Origin of the sequence: Clostridium sp. AM22-11AC (genome assembly GCF_003473545.1) — a bacterium.
Lineage (GTDB): Bacteria > Bacillota > Clostridia > Lachnospirales > Lachnospiraceae > Enterocloster.
In genome coordinates this window covers 97,208-111,582 of record NZ_QUCM01000003.1, presented here as the reverse complement: position 1 = coordinate 111,582, position 14,375 = coordinate 97,208, and the positions used below count along the sequence as shown (strand labels likewise).

The following is a 14,375-nucleotide window of genomic DNA, read 5'->3' as shown; positions in this document are numbered from 1 at the left end:
TAGCACAAAAGAGAGCAATGACAGGAAAAGAGAAGAAAACGTCAATCCATGAACGCTTGGAAATCAATAAGAAAATTATCCAGGGAAAGCAGGGACAAGATAAGATGGAGAGAGGGGCTGATTTGGGTGTAAGGACAGTGTAGAATAAGCAGAATGAGTCGGAGGTCATGGATAACACTGTGGCTTCCAATTTTTTGTTTGACGTTAAAAATTTTTATATGACAAACTTTTTTCAGGAAGGTAATTCAGAGAACCTGACAGAAGATTAGAAAGAAGTTTTAAGGATATGGAACGATTTGAGTACAAATGAGCAGGAAACAGTAATGTCAATGCTACATGGACTTCGGAAGTAGGAGAATAGTTCGAATGTATATATCGGCTGTTCTTTTTTTATTTTTAGCGTTAAAGCGGTAATGTTTTTTCTTGTGTACAGTAGAGTGCTATAGTATAATAAAATCAGTTTTTTGCATACGTTTAAAAGTTATAATAAGGAAATCGGCAAACCAGATGAAAGTCTGGGACGCAAAGCTATAGGGCCTGTAAAATGGTAGCCAGTTGCCACGTTAAAGATGCATTGTTTGCAATGACAATGCTTTTTTCATTTTTGGAGATCAAAAAGAAACTAAAACAGGCAAGTAATAATTGGTGGCTGCTAAAATATAAAAATGGAGCAGATAAAAATATTAGCAGAGGTATTTCATGAATTAGTGGAATACTTGGGAATGTAGGGGGATGGGAAATGAAAACAAAAGATATTCAGGAACTTTATAAAATAAAATTACATAGCATGGATACGATTCTGCATCAGATTTCGCTTATGGATCAGGTGGAAAATGAGCAGGAGTTGTCAGAAATCATTCACTCTTTGCTGCAGGCAATTGGAAACTATACAGGGGCAGACCGGGTATATGTTTTTGACTGGGAAACCGATCAGAAGGACAGTCTGAGTAATACATTTGAATGGTGTGCCGATGGAGTGATACCAGAGATAGATAATCTTCAGGCAATCCCAGTCAGTTTGATGCCAAGCTGGATGAAACGCTTTGAAAACAAGGAAACAATTGTGATCCATGATCTGGAAGCAACAAAATGTTCTGAGCCGGAGGAATATGAATTATTAAAAACACAGGAAATATGTTCCTTGATTGCAGTGCCGATTTACGCTAATCATCAAATGAATGGATTCATCGGAGTGGATAATCCTGATTTGAGTCAGAATGAAATTTCCATCACGCTGCTGTCTGATGTCGGTGGGCATCTTGGATGTGTGAGGGAAAATCTGAAAAGTACGGTACAGTTGAAAAAGGCTTTTGATGAGGCAACAAAGAGGACAGAGATTATTTCTGCAATTGCCACATTGTATGTAACGATTGTGTATGCCAATATTAAGGAGCGGACATATGAGCTTCTGGAGGGCTATGACTTTGTGCGAAAAATACTTGGTCAAAAGGGAAAAATTGATGATGTTATGGAACAGCTTCCAACGGCATTTGCTGGTCTTGAAGAGAGAGAAAGGTACCGAAAGTTTCTTGAATTTGATACATTGACCGAGAGACTCCGGAATACGAATTCTGTTTCAATTGAATTTATGGGAGCAAATGGAAAATGGAGGCAGTCCAGATTTATTGTAAAGAGCAGAGATGCGCATGGAAACGCTGTGGATGTGCTTTATGTCGCTCGGGATATTACGGAAGAAAAATCACGGGAACTCATGTATCAGAAACGGCTTAAGGCAAGCATGGAAGATGCTCATCGTGCGAATCTTTCAAAAACAGCCTTTCTCCAGCGTATGAGCCACGATATCCGTACACCGCTAAACGGAATCGTGGGGATGATCCATATCGCTGAAAAACATAACAATGATGTGGTCAAGTTACAGGAATGCAGGCAGAAGATACTTCAGTCCACAGATTATCTGCAAAATCTGATCAACAATGTCCTGGATATCAGCAAACTGGAATCCGGCTCCCTTGTGTTGGAACATAAATCTTTTGATCTGGCAGAATTGTTAAGTAATAATCTGACGGTTGTTGCAATGAGTGCTTATGAGAATGGTGTAAGATTTGAAGGCGGCGTGGACGCAAGCACAATCCGCCACAGACATCTGATTGGAAGTCCGGTACATCTGAGCAGGATTTTAATGAATCTTTCTTCTAATGCGATTAAATACAATCATTTTCATGGAACAGTGAATGTTCATTGCGAAGAATTATCGGATGATGGGGATACGGCGGTTTTTCAGTTTGTATGTTCAGATACCGGCCTTGGAATGAGTGAGGAATTTCAAAAACATGCGTTTGATGCTTTTGCGCAGGAAGGCAAACGGTCAACTACGACATTCAGTGGCTCCGGTCTGGGGCTTTCAATCGTGAGAGATATAGTTGAACTGATGGGTGGAACAATAGAACTGGAAAGCGAAGAAAATATTGGAAGCACGTTTACGGTTCCATTTGAGATAGAGCATCTGGCTGAAAAGAATGATCCGCAGAAGGATAATTGTCCACAGAGCATGAATCTGTCAGGAAAGCGTGTGCTTCTTGTTGAAGATAATGCCATCAATATGGAGATCGCCCATGCAATACTGGAAGAAGAGCACCTGGATATTGCTGAAGCAAGAAACGGAAAAGAAGCACTTGAAATATTCCGAAATTCTAAGACGGGTGAGTATGATTTTATCATCATGGATGTGATGATGCCGGTCATGGATGGACTGGAAGCAACAAAAGCAATCCGTGAGTTGGAACGTGAAGATGCCAAAAAGATCCCGATCATTGCCATGACGGCAAATGCTTTTGAGGAAGACCGAAAAGCTTGTCTGGATGCTGGGATGGATGAACATATCGGAAAGCCGATTGATATTCCGTTATTAAAAAGCGCAATCATAAAACTGCTGGCAAAATCATAAAAACCGCATATATAAAGGAAATTAAAAATATGGATAAAAGACAAAAAATACTCATTATAGATGATGGGGAATTTAACAAGCAAGCGACTGTAGCCTGGAGGGTGGGAGAAAGATGAAGAAGTGCAAATTAGTACAGAATATAAGGAATTTTAAATTTTGCTACTTTATATTTTGCACAATTATATGTTTTATTGTTTTATCCGTTCCTGCATCTGCCAAAGAAAACTCTGACAATGTTATCCGGGTAGGATCTTTTGAGGAAACTTATAATGTAGTCAATGAAAATGGAGAAAGAAGCGGCTATGGTTATGAGTATCTTCAAGATATTGCAGGTTATGCAGGATGGACATATAAATACATAACAAGTGATTGGAAAAACTGCTTTACACAGTTGGAAAATGGAGAGATTGATATTCTTGGTGACATTTCCTATACAGACGAACGTGCTGAAAATATGCTTTTTTCCGATATGCCTATGGGGGAAGAGAAATATTACATCTATACGGATGCATCCAATATGGATCTTACAGCAGGAAATTTGGATTCTTTTGAGGGAAAAAATATTGGTGTGTCTAAAGATAATATAGAGGAGGATGTGCTTAATGAATGGGAATCAAAATATGGTCTGCATACGAAGCATATCAATGTTTCTACAACCACAGAAATTATGGACAAACTGTCGAAACATGAAATTGACTGCTTCGTTTCGGTAGAAGAATCCCGTTGGGAAGAATCGGATATTTCACCGCTTACAAGTATTGGAGAGACAGAAATCTATTTCGCTATAAATCCAGAACGTCCGGATATCAAAGAAGCATTGGATAGTGCTATGCGCAGAATCAAGGATGACAACCCATTTTACACAGATGATCTCTACAGGCGTTATCTTTCTGCACAGAGCAGCTCCTTTCTTTCAAAAGAAGAAAGTGAGTGGATCAGGCAGCATGGTGCAATCCGGATAGGGTATCTGAATCAGGATGGAGGTATCAGCAGTGTAGATCCATCAACAGGTAAACTGACAGGTGTTATTACAGATTATGTGGATCTTGCAGAAAATTGTCTGCAAGGTCAGACTCTGGAATTTGAATTAAATGGATATGAGACAAGAAGTGAACTGCTTCAGGCATTGCAGGATGGAAAAATAGACCTGATTTTTCATGCAAACCAGAATCCATACTTTGCAGAAACAAATGGATTTGCTTTGTCGGATACGCTATTGACTCTCAATATGGCAGCAATTACGGCAAAGGATTCTTTTGATGAAAATAAAGAGAATATAGTTGCCGTTGAAAAAGATGATTTTGCATTGAAAGCATATCTTTCATACAATTATCCGCAATGGAAGGTTGTGGAATATGAAACATCAGATGCAGCAGTAAAAGCAATGCAGAAAGGGGAGACGGATTGTATTGTAAGCAATTCAGGTACTGTTTCAGACTATTTGAAAAATAATAAGCTTCATAGTGTTTTCCTGACAAAAGAAGCTGATGTTCCATTTGCTATTCAGCAGGGAGAACCGGTTCTTTTGTCCATTCTGAATAAAACACTGACATCTATGCCTACAACTCAATTTTCAGGTGCAGTAGTTTCGTATAATGCTTCCTCACGAAAAGTTACAGCGAAGGATTTTATTCAGGACAATTTACTGACAGTATCACTTATCGCTGGAATTTCTTTTTTCGTTGTTCTGTGTATCATTCTTGATTTTTTGAAAAAATCAAAACGTGCGGAAGAAAAATCCAAGAAGTCTGCTGAGCAGGCATTGAAGCTGAATCAGGAGCTTGAAGAAAAACAGCAGGAATTACAAAATGCACTTGTAGAAGCACAGAGTGCCAATAAGGCTAAGACTTCCTTTTTAAATAACATGTCTCATGACATCAGGACACCGATCAATGGCATTATTGGTATGCTTATGATTCTTGAAAAAAGCGGAAATGATGGTGAGCGGGCAAAAGATTGCCTGAATAAAATAAAGGAGTCTTCGAAACTGTTATTATCATTGGTAAATGATGTTTTAGATATGGCAAAGTTAGAATCAGATACAGTGGTTTTTAATGATGAATCCATCAATCTGGATGAGGTATGTCAGGAAATCACGGAATCGTTATCTTTTCAGGCAGAAGAAAAAGGACTTCATGTTGTAGGGGAACATGATGATTACAGCGGTATATATGTCTGGAGCAATTCAGTTCACCTGAAAAAAATATTGATGAATTTGTTTACAAACAGTATGAAGTACAATAAGGTGAATGGTTCTATTTACATGAGTATGAGAACGATCGAGAGATCAGAAGATCATATGACATGTGAATTTAAAATAAGAGATAATGGAATTGGAATGTCAGAAGAATTTATAAAAAATGAATTATTTACTCCATTTGTACAGGCGGACAATTCTGCACGTTCTGATTATAGTGGTACAGGTCTTGGAATGCCTATTGTGAAACAACTTGTAGAAAAGATGGGCGGAACCATAACAGTTGAAAGTAAGCTGGGTGAAGGGAGCTGTTTTACTGTAGTACTTCCATTTAAAATTGATACGAATGCACGACCAGAAGAAAAAGAAGATTTTCATGCAGATATATCAGGCATCCGGATATTGCTGGTTGAAGATAATGAGTTGAATGCGGAAATAGCAGAATTCATGCTGACGGAAAATGGGGCTGAAGTAGAAACGGTAAACAATGGGTTAGAAGCTGTTCAGCACTTTGAAGCTTCCGAACCGGGAACATACGATGTTATTTTAATGGATGTTATGATGCCGGTGATGGATGGTCTTACTGCTACAAGAACAATAAGAATTCTGGAACGGCAAGATGCAAAAACAATCCCTATCATTGCTATGACTGCAAACGCATTCAGGGAAGATGCAGAAAAATGCTTGGAAGCAGGAATGAACGCACATCTTGCAAAGCCGTTGGATGATAAAAAAATTAAGCAGACCATAAGCGAGGAGTTGAGAAGGTCAAATGCCTGTCATGAATGATTATGAGGCAACCGCAGCAATCAGGAGCTTTCTGGGTGCATGGAAAAAGCAGGCAGGAAACAGAGAGAGGATTTTGCTATGACAGAAACTAAATACATATTTCCAAAGCAAATGCAGTCTGTAGCCGCTTTGGTTTTTATAGCCGTGCTGATCGTTCTGCTTCTTATCCTGACTGTAATGGTACATATGAGGAACAGAAAACTGAAAAGTACGCTGGAAGAACAGATAGCGGAAAGACGGCTTTTGGACAAAATATGTGCAGATTTTACGGCTGTCTATTATGTTGAATTAAATACCGGTTTCTTTGAGATTCTGCATATGAATGACGGAACCAATGCAAAAAAAATGAATCTGAAACAGTGTGATAATTTCAATTATGCTGCTGACCAATATGCGGTTCAGTATCTGTATGAAAAAGAGAGAAAAGAATTTAAAGACTGGATTTCGACGAGGTATCTGAAGGAACAGCTTTCCCGGAGGGAGCGCATTACCTACCATTACAGAAGCAAACCAAATCCGAATCAGCATGAATTTTTTGAGGCGCAGGCAATCAAAATATACCAGGACGAGAAACATTTTTTCGCACTGGTGGGTTTCCGACATATTGATGATATCATGGAAAAAGAAACTACGATCCAGAATCAGTTAAGGCAGGCACTGGACGAGACACGGCTGAGTAATGAAATAATTTCGGCAATTGCTAAGAGTTACTGTTCTATCTACAGGATTGATGTGCAGAAAGATTTTTTTGAAGAGGTATCAAATGACAGCGAAATACACAAACTGACAGGAAACAGAGGATGTGCATTGGAGAAACTGTATCAGCTTTGTGATACAATGGTTGCACCGGAATACCGTCCGCTGATACGTCCGTTTCTGGATGTTTCTACACTTTCCGCAAGATTGAAGACGGAAGAATGTATTTCTACAGAATACAGGATGTGTGATGGCAGCTGGCATCGGATGCTTTTTACTGTAAAAAAACGGGATGAATCTGGAAATGTGACCCATGTCTTATGTACGGTCCGCAGTATCAGTGATTCCAAGAGACGTGAAGAGAATCTTAACTTTGCAGCGGAAGCAGCAAAGAGGGAAGCCGAAATGAAAACAAGGTTTCTGGCAACCATGAGTCATGATATCCGTACACCATTGAACGGTATTATCGGTATGGTAAATATGGGAAATCAGTATGCAGATGATCCACAGATGCAGCAGAAGATCAGAGAAAAGGCAATGGAATCCCTGAAATATCTTGTGTCTCTGGTAAATGATGTGCTGGATATGAATAAACTTCAGAGCGGAGATTTAAAGGATTATCAGCTTTTGTTTGATCTGACAACGGTACTGAGGGAATTGAACCAAATTTATGATGAGCGGGCTGCAAAGAAAGGCATTCAGTATGAGATTGACTGGAAAAATGGTACATATAGTCACATCGCTCTGGTTGGAAATCCGGTATATCTTGGCAGGATTCTATCGAATATTTTGGACAATGCTATAAAATTCAGTCAGGTGGGTAGTGTGATCACGGTCTGGGTTAAGGAAGAAGCGCTGGATGATGGCAGAGCATTTTTCACTTTCTATTGCAAAGATCAAGGCGTGGGTATGAGTGAAGATTTTATTGCCCATGCTTTTGATATGTTCTCCCAGGAAAGCCAGACAAGCAGATCCAGATATGAAGGCACCGGACTGGGGCTAGCGATTACGAAACAGCTTGTGGACAGGATGGATGGAAGAATTGAACTGAAGAGCAAAATTGGTGTTGGTACTACAGTTGTTGTAAAAATACCGTTCAAAATTGGAGTACAGGATAAAATCAGTAATTCACCAGAAAACAATTCGGTAAGCCTTGAGGATTATTCAGTGGAAGGTATGCGGGCATTGGTTGTGGAAGACAATGAGCTGAACATGGAAATTGCCAGATGTATACTGGAAGACAGTGGTATGGAGGTTACCTGTGCAGCGGACGGACAGGAAGCAGTTGAAATCTTCGGGAAATCCGCACTGGATTATTTCGGGGTGATTTATATGGATGTTATGATGCCGAGGATGAATGGACTGGATGCGGCAAGGATAATCAGGGAAATGAAAAGAAGAGATGCCATGAGGGTTCCGATCATTGCAATGTCCGCAAATGCCTTTGCAGAAGACATAATTAACAGTCGGCTGGCAGGAATGAATGCCCATCTTGCAAAGCCGTTGGATGCGGAAAAAATGATTGTTGCTTTAAAACAATGTATGGCAGATAATAGGGATATAAAACTCCACGAAGATTTATAGGAATAAAAAGACAGAAATTGCGTTTGAAAAATCCTTGTATAATTAAAATACAGAGAAGTTAACTGATAATTTTCATAATTGCAGATATACTCACTGTATTTCGTTCATATGTTATTATTTAAATTATATCATGGATAGAATATTATGTCGAATTACTGCCTGTTGGAATATATCTTAAAAAGGACATAACAACGCATTATGCTGAACTTCTTTTTGGAAATTCGATAAGCTATCTGCGGTAAGAGTAAATTTAGTGAAAGGCGAGTGGTTTGACCTTTACGTTGCGTGGAAGGCCAGGGTAAAATAAGAAAAAGGCTCTATAGGAGAGGACGGAGTACTCCGTTCCCATAGGCCCATGGAACTATATTCTTAGTCTTCTGGAAGCATTAATCGACACTTGTCATGATAGTCATTGCAAATATACAGCAGGTTGTATCCACCATTATTGTTTTCTGGTGCAACCCATAGACATCCGGTTTTTAGTTTCACAGTCTGTCCTGTTAATTGAAAAGAAGTGATCCCTGGCTTTTGCCATTCATTCAAGTATTCATCCTTGACTGTTTCTGTTTCCATAAAATCATACTGGAGCTGCGAATAGTAGTTTCTTACATTGGCCCAGTCTGTCGCAACTCTGGCTTTATGAAGCTGCTGACTGAAGATCGGAACGGAGATCGCCACAAGAACTCCAATAATAGCGACAACGACCAAGAGCTCTGCCAGCGTGAATCCATCGTTTTTCTTTTTCATAGCACTTCACCTCCTCATATAATCAAGTGTTTTCTATTGAAAATTCAAGGTTTTTCAACCTTTCATATCTCAGTGAATAAGCCACATCTATAAGCATTTCGATGTATCAGTGTCAGGTACTGAAATAGCGGTTGAATGGTATACCCTTCCCTCTATGGCAGCTAACCTCCTATATCCACCAGGATCATAATCCACACGTTTAGTCTGCATCGCATAATCTCTAACTAATCCTACTATAACATTCGGATCCTTACGGTCATTTTTAGTTGTATTATTGTCGTTTTGCGTTCTGTGTGTAAGACTTCATTGTAGATACCTCTCTCTGTTCAATAAGATTTTTACTAACCTGTCAGTCAATAGTCTTATTGTACTCTGAGGTATTTTCAATTTTCAACATCCAGGTTTTTTATTATACAGAAAGTTCCGATTTTGTTCAACTATTATATCTTGAAAACGTAAAAACACAAATGGAATCTATAAGGATTCGAAGGCAGAAGAGCGTATTGGTCTTTCGATCTTTCGAGGTCTGCTGGGAGAGCACACAAAGAAAAAAGAAGCCAAAACTACTACAAAATAAAGAAAAAGATAGCATTATGCTACGAGAAAATAACAAATACCAGAAAAGATTATCTGCACAAGATGTCACATGAGATTATCAGCGAAAACCAAGTGATAGTTTCGGAAGATAAATAAATTTTATGCCAGCAGTCAGCTGTGTGCCGTTTGCGGATACCAAAATACAGAAACAAAAAAACTGTCCGTAAGGGAATGGGTAGTTCACGTGGAAAACATGTGGGGTGAGACAAAAGAAGGGGTGAAGCGCTACTGTATCCAGCCGGAGGAATTACTGGATCTGTTAAAAGCCATTGGCTCCGACAATCTGGGTATCTGCTGGGATACAGAACACGGCGCCATCGAAAACCTGGACCAGGATAAGGCGATCGCCAAAGTAGGTCCCTATCTTCGGGCTACCCACATTTCCGACCAGACAGACCGGGGAAATGTTCATGTGCTTCCTTATACAGGAAATACAGACTGGGATATGATTTTAAAAGCTCTGGCAAAGGCAGATTATAAAAGGGCTTTTACCTATGAGATCCAGCATTATCTTCTTGCTATGCCGGAGAAGCTGGTGCCGGATGCCATCCTTCTCAGCTACAAAGTAGGCGAAGAGATGGCAGACCAGCTGGAGCATTATAAAAAGATATTAGCTTAACCCTTTGACAGGCGGCTGTTGTGATACTCACCGGAAAAAGTAACGTCCTCTCCAAACCATGCAGGCGGGTTAAATGCCTTTGCTTCCTCTTCACTGGCAAATTCTACCTCTGCAAGGATAAGACCGTCGTAGTGGCCTTCAAAGACGTCTAATTCAATGGTAAGGTGATCATTTCCCGGAACCGGGATCATATATCTCTTTTTTGTAAGGATAATGCCATCTGCCTTGGCAAGCAGATGTTCATAGGCTTCTTTATTCAGAGGAAGATTATATTCTTCCCTGGATAAGAGGCCTTTTCCCTTGTAGGTGAGATAGTAGTCATCATTGTCCCTGCGGACCCGGACCACAGGATCTGTATTTAAGTAGGCCTGTTCGATCTGTCTGCAGGGAAAAGATGTACACCCTTCAGGGATTTGTTTAATGAGAAATTTTCTTTCGATCTCCATGTAGATACTCCTTCTGGTTGTGTGCTTTTTTAACAATATTTTGCACGTTTTGGTATACACTATCATAGCATTTATCTCTTTTCAGAAAAAGGGAAAAATGGTAAAATAAATAAAGTTTCAGATCGGTTACACATTATATGTATAAAGGGAGAATAAAAAATGTCAAAAGTTTTTGCGTTTCTTGCAGATGGGCTGGAAGAAGTGGAATGTCTTGCAGTAGTAGACGTTCTTCGCCGTGCCGGAGCAGAAGTAACACTTGTATCAGTAACAGGAAGCCGTGAGATCACAGGCTCTCATCATATTCATTTTCAAGCAGATGCCCTTTTTGATGAAACAGCAGCAGAAGAAGCAGATGTATTATTCCTCCCAGGAGGTATGCCGGGAACCAATACATTAAAGGCTCATGAAGGCTTAAAGAATGCGATCTGCAAGGCAAACAAGCAGGGGCGCCGCATTGCAGCCATCTGCGCAGCTCCAAGTATCCTTGGGGAAATGGGACTGTTAAAGGGAAGAACAGCCACCTGCTATCCAGGTTTTGAGGACAAGTTAGAGGGTGTTTCCTACACCCGTCAGGGCGTGATCACAGATGGAAATATCACCACAGCAAGAGGACTTGGATATGCCTTAGATCTGGGGATCGAACTGATCCGTCTGCTGATGGGACCTCAGCATGCACAGATGGTAAAGGATTCCATCCAGTACGACCAGGTATAAGGAATATAGATTATCATATTAAAATAAGTAACAGGAGTAAAAAAGACTGCACAGATAAGAAGTGCGGTCTTTTTTTCTAACTAATAATTGGGAAAAACTGGAAATTTAAAAATACATTAATGCTTTTAAATGTGTCAAAAAAATAAAGTAAAAAACCGGAAATGTGTCAAAAACAAAAAAGGAGCGGGAAAAATGTTCTGTTATAATAAAGGCACAAAGTTAAAGATTCACAGAAATCAAAAAGGAAAGGGGAATGAAGAAGCATGACAGAAAGACAGATGGATATTCTGTATTACCTTCATGCGCAGGATGATTTTGTTCCTGTATCAGATATTTCAGTGGCCTTGCAGGTATCTGTGAAAACCATAAGAAATGAATTACTGATCATACAGGAGGTGATCAAAAAGGAAAGCCTGGGAACATTGGAGAAAAAGCCCAGACTGGGAATAAAGCTGGTAATTGAAGCTGAGGTCTGGGAGAGATATACAAGACAGCTGGAAAGTAAAGGGTTAACCGCAGAAGAAGCGGATGAGAAAAGCCTGTTGATCTATTATCTTCTTACAAAAGGACAGATTAATTATACAGAGATCCAAAAATATCTATATATGGGTCGTTCGGCAGCAGAAAGACTTATACCTGAGGTGGAAAAATGGCTGAAAAACCGAAAGATTACCCTGGAAAAGGGACGGGGAAAAGGATTTTGGATTCTTTGTGATGAATTTTCCTGGCGGATTGCGATGTGGAATCTTTTCCTAAGGATAAAAAAGGAAAAATATACATGCAGGCAAAAAGGGGAGTATTTGCTGATAGAAGATTTTTTAAAAGGGTTTGATACCAATGGAATCAACAAAGCAATTTGCTTTTTAGAACGGCAGTACAGTTTTTCTTTTGGATATGAAGCTCATATACAAATGTTTTTCTTATTATCCTTATCCATTGTCCGGGCAAGAAATAATAAAAATGTTCAATTACCGGATGTTTCACCTATAAAGGTAAAAGAAAGATATACAAAACATATTACGGAAACGTTGATCAAAGAACTGGAAAGAAATTATAGCTTATCTTTGCAGGATACAGAGAAACAATTTATTGAATTCGCAGTTGGGATTTCTGATATCCAGATCTTTCAGGATGAAAAGCAGATGCTGCAATGTGAAGCAGATGATATAGAACTTTGCTATTTCAGTATACGTTTGATCTCACTGTTAAGTGATATTGTAAATGTTAATCTCAGACAGGATCTGTTTTTTTCAAAAACTTTGTTTTTACAGCTGCGTTCCATGATCGTAAGGTTACAGTACAATATAAAAATTGTAAATCCGCTTTTAAAACAGGTAAAGCAAAAATATCCAAATGTTTTTGCAGCAGTTTATGGGGCAGGCGTATATTTTGAGAAAGAATTGGGATTGGAATTAAATGAGCATGAAATGTGCAGTCTTGCATTACTTTTAGGAGGTGCTATAGAGCGCAGCCTTTCCCGAGTTTCAGCCTGTGTGATCTGTGATTACGGAATTGGAATGTCGCAGATCCTGCGGGAACAGTTAGAGCGTAATATAAGTGATCTCTGTATTACAGAAGTTCTTTCTATAAGGGAAATAAGAAAATTGAAATCAGTTTCCTGTGATCTGGTGATCACCACAATGCAATTGGATACGCCTTATTATGGAAAAGAAGTAGTGGTTGTAGATTGCCTGATGACCCAGTATGACATACGAAATATTGAAAATCGTATGAAGCAGGTAAGAAGACGAAAATTGAAAACAAAACAGCCCTGTAATCAGTTGCATATCCAGAAAAATCTTTTTTGTGAAGAATTTGTGCATCTGAATCTTGAAATAAATGATAAAAACGAACTGCTTCATATGCTGTGCAAACAATTAGAGGACAGTGGTTACGTTACAGCAGAATTTGAAAAGTCTGTATTGGAACATGAGGTAACAGCACCTACAGCTCTTGGAAAAGGAGTTGCGATCCCTCACGGAAATGCCAAATGTGTTATAAGGCCTGCGGTTATGGTTGCCACATTGAAACGACCAGTGAAATGGCAGGAAGACGAAGATGCAGATGTTATATTTCTTCTTGCATTTAATCTGGATGATTCTATGGGAATGAAGGAGGAAACTGTAAAGTTTTACAGTGTTTTTCTGGATCTGTGGGATGAAGAAGCAGAAGTGGAAGCAATCCGGAATATGCAGGATGGGCATTGGTTGGCAGTAGAAATGAATCGAAGGATTCAGGCTGCAGTAAACAGTAGCAGAGAAAAAGGGGAGGAAGGAAAATGACAGGAGAAATGACTATTGAAAATGTGATTAACAGGTCATGTATTAACCTTCACATGAAGGGAAGGGATAAGAAAGAAGTAATTGAAGAAATGGCGGAGATGTTTGATCGGGCCGGAGTTTTGGTGGACAAAGCTGGATATATTAAAGCTGTGTATGAAAGAGAGAGTGAAGGTCCTACTGGAATTGGAGATCAGGTTGCGATCCCTCATGGAAAGACAGCTGCTGTAGGCAAGACTGCTATGGCAGTAGGAAGACTGGATAAGGGAATTGAATGGGAGACGCTGGGAGAAGGAACAACAAGAGCTTTTGTTATGTTTGCTGTAAATGATAAAGATACATCAGAGCTGGTTTCATTATTATCACAGGTAGCTATAGCGCTTTGTGATGAGAAGGTAATAGAAACATTATTAAACACAGAGAGTGAAGCAGAAATATTCACTTTATTTAACAGAAAGGGGGAGCAGTGAATGAAGATCGTAGGAGTAGCAGCATGTACCGCAGGAATAGCACATACCTATATGGCAAGGGAAAAGTTGATAAAGGGAGCAAAAGCCAGAGGCCATGAATGTGTTGTGGAAACCCAGGGAACGATCGGGACGGAACATAAATTGACATCAGAGCAGATTGCAGAAGCTGATGTAGTAATCCTGGCGGTAGATGTAAAGATCTCAGGAGAAGAACGCTTTAAGGGAAAACCGGTGATCCGAGTGGGGACGGCAGCAGTGATCAAAAATGCCATCGGTTTTATTGAAAAAGTAGAAAAAGCGTTAGAAAACAAAAATTAAAAAGGAGAAGGACT

11 protein-coding genes and 1 riboswitch are annotated in these 14,375 nt (G+C 39.5%); of the genes, 9 read left to right on the top strand and 2 right to left on the bottom strand.

Translation table 11 applies throughout. The features are described from left to right. The first annotated feature begins 487 nt into the window (after positions 1-487). A riboswitch (cyclic di-GMP riboswitch) is annotated at positions 488-563 on the top strand. Positions 564-739: 176 nt separating this feature from the next. From DW251_RS04455 to DW251_RS04445, 3 genes are all read left to right on the top strand, one after another. Beyond that, positions 740-2,905, top strand: coding sequence for a response regulator (locus DW251_RS04455; protein ID WP_118300358.1), 2,166 nt, complete (start codon positions 740-742; stop codon positions 2,903-2,905). A 112-nt stretch (positions 2,906-3,017) separates the two neighbouring features. Further along, the gene (locus DW251_RS04450) at positions 3,018-5,891 is read left to right on the top strand and encodes a transporter substrate-binding domain-containing protein (protein WP_118300357.1); all 2,874 of its coding nucleotides are present in this window, start codon (positions 3,018-3,020) and stop codon (positions 5,889-5,891) included. 78 nt (positions 5,892-5,969) lie between these two features. Continuing rightward, the gene (locus DW251_RS04445) at positions 5,970-8,171 is read left to right on the top strand and encodes an ATP-binding protein (RefSeq protein ID WP_182433576.1); all 2,202 of its coding nucleotides are present in this window, start codon (positions 5,970-5,972) and stop codon (positions 8,169-8,171) included. A gap of 369 nt (positions 8,172-8,540) precedes the next feature. On the opposite strand, the gene DW251_RS04440 is transcribed toward DW251_RS04445, so the two are convergent. Beyond that, positions 8,541-8,918 (bottom strand): type II secretion system protein, encoded by a 378-nt coding sequence (locus tag DW251_RS04440; RefSeq protein WP_118300356.1) that lies wholly within the window; start codon positions 8,916-8,918, stop codon positions 8,541-8,543. Between the two features lie 573 nt (positions 8,919-9,491). On the opposite strand from DW251_RS04440, the gene DW251_RS18555 reads away from it, so the two are divergent. Both DW251_RS18555 and DW251_RS04430 read left to right on the top strand, forming a co-directional pair. Then, a complete protein-coding gene (locus DW251_RS18555) occupies positions 9,492-9,611 on the top strand; it encodes a transposase (RefSeq protein WP_347474620.1) in 120 nt (39 codons plus the stop codon). An 88-nt stretch (positions 9,612-9,699) separates the two neighbouring features. Further along, positions 9,700-10,134, top strand: a complete 435-nt coding sequence (locus tag DW251_RS04430) for a TIM barrel protein (protein ID WP_147352216.1) — start codon at positions 9,700-9,702, stop codon at positions 10,132-10,134. Here DW251_RS04430 and DW251_RS04425 read toward each other — a convergent pair. Next, on the bottom strand, positions 10,131-10,580 hold the full coding sequence (locus DW251_RS04425) for a CYTH domain-containing protein (protein ID WP_021870761.1): 450 nt from the start codon (positions 10,578-10,580) through the stop codon (positions 10,131-10,133). The two genes, DW251_RS04430 and DW251_RS04425, sit on opposite strands and share 4 nt — an antisense overlap. 159 nt (positions 10,581-10,739) lie before the next feature. Between DW251_RS04425 and DW251_RS04420 the strand changes: the two genes are divergently transcribed. The 4 genes from DW251_RS04420 (at position 10,740) to DW251_RS04405 (ending at position 14,361) form a co-directional block, all read left to right on the top strand. Next, entirely contained in the window at positions 10,740-11,294 is a 555-nt protein-coding gene (locus DW251_RS04420) for a DJ-1 family glyoxalase III (protein WP_021870760.1), read from the top strand. Between the two features lie 263 nt (positions 11,295-11,557). Beyond that, positions 11,558-13,576: a PTS sugar transporter subunit IIA gene (locus tag DW251_RS04415; protein WP_118300355.1), complete on the top strand. Its 2,019-nt coding sequence runs from the start codon at positions 11,558-11,560 to the stop codon at positions 13,574-13,576. Beyond that, positions 13,573-14,043 (top strand): PTS sugar transporter subunit IIA, encoded by a 471-nt coding sequence (locus DW251_RS04410; protein WP_021870758.1) that lies wholly within the window; start codon positions 13,573-13,575, stop codon positions 14,041-14,043. The genes DW251_RS04415 and DW251_RS04410 overlap by 4 nt, the downstream gene beginning before the upstream one ends. Then, positions 14,044-14,361 (top strand): PTS fructose transporter subunit IIB, encoded by a 318-nt coding sequence (locus tag DW251_RS04405; protein WP_021870757.1) that lies wholly within the window; start codon positions 14,044-14,046, stop codon positions 14,359-14,361. The last annotated feature ends 14 nt before the right edge of the window (positions 14,362-14,375 follow it).

Excerpts from the sequence above, each read along its gene's own strand:
- DW251_RS04455 (WP_118300358.1), top strand. The coding sequence starts at position 740 with ATGAAAACAAAAGATATTCAGGAACTTTATAAAATAAAATTACATAGC.
- DW251_RS04450 (WP_118300357.1), top strand. The coding sequence starts at position 3,018 with ATGAAGAAGTGCAAATTAGTACAGAATATAAGGAATTTTAAATTTTGC.
- DW251_RS04445 (WP_182433576.1), top strand. The coding sequence starts at position 5,970 with ATGACAGAAACTAAATACATATTTCCAAAGCAAATGCAGTCTGTAGCC.
- DW251_RS04440 (WP_118300356.1), bottom strand. The coding sequence starts at position 8,918 with ATGAAAAAGAAAAACGATGGATTCACGCTGGCAGAGCTCTTGGTCGTT.
- DW251_RS04425 (WP_021870761.1), bottom strand. The coding sequence starts at position 10,580 with ATGGAGATCGAAAGAAAATTTCTCATTAAACAAATCCCTGAAGGGTGT.
- DW251_RS04420 (WP_021870760.1), top strand. The coding sequence starts at position 10,740 with ATGTCAAAAGTTTTTGCGTTTCTTGCAGATGGGCTGGAAGAAGTGGAA.
- DW251_RS04415 (WP_118300355.1), top strand. The coding sequence starts at position 11,558 with ATGACAGAAAGACAGATGGATATTCTGTATTACCTTCATGCGCAGGAT.
- DW251_RS04410 (WP_021870758.1), top strand. The coding sequence starts at position 13,573 with ATGACAGGAGAAATGACTATTGAAAATGTGATTAACAGGTCATGTATT.
- DW251_RS04405 (WP_021870757.1), top strand. The coding sequence starts at position 14,044 with ATGAAGATCGTAGGAGTAGCAGCATGTACCGCAGGAATAGCACATACC.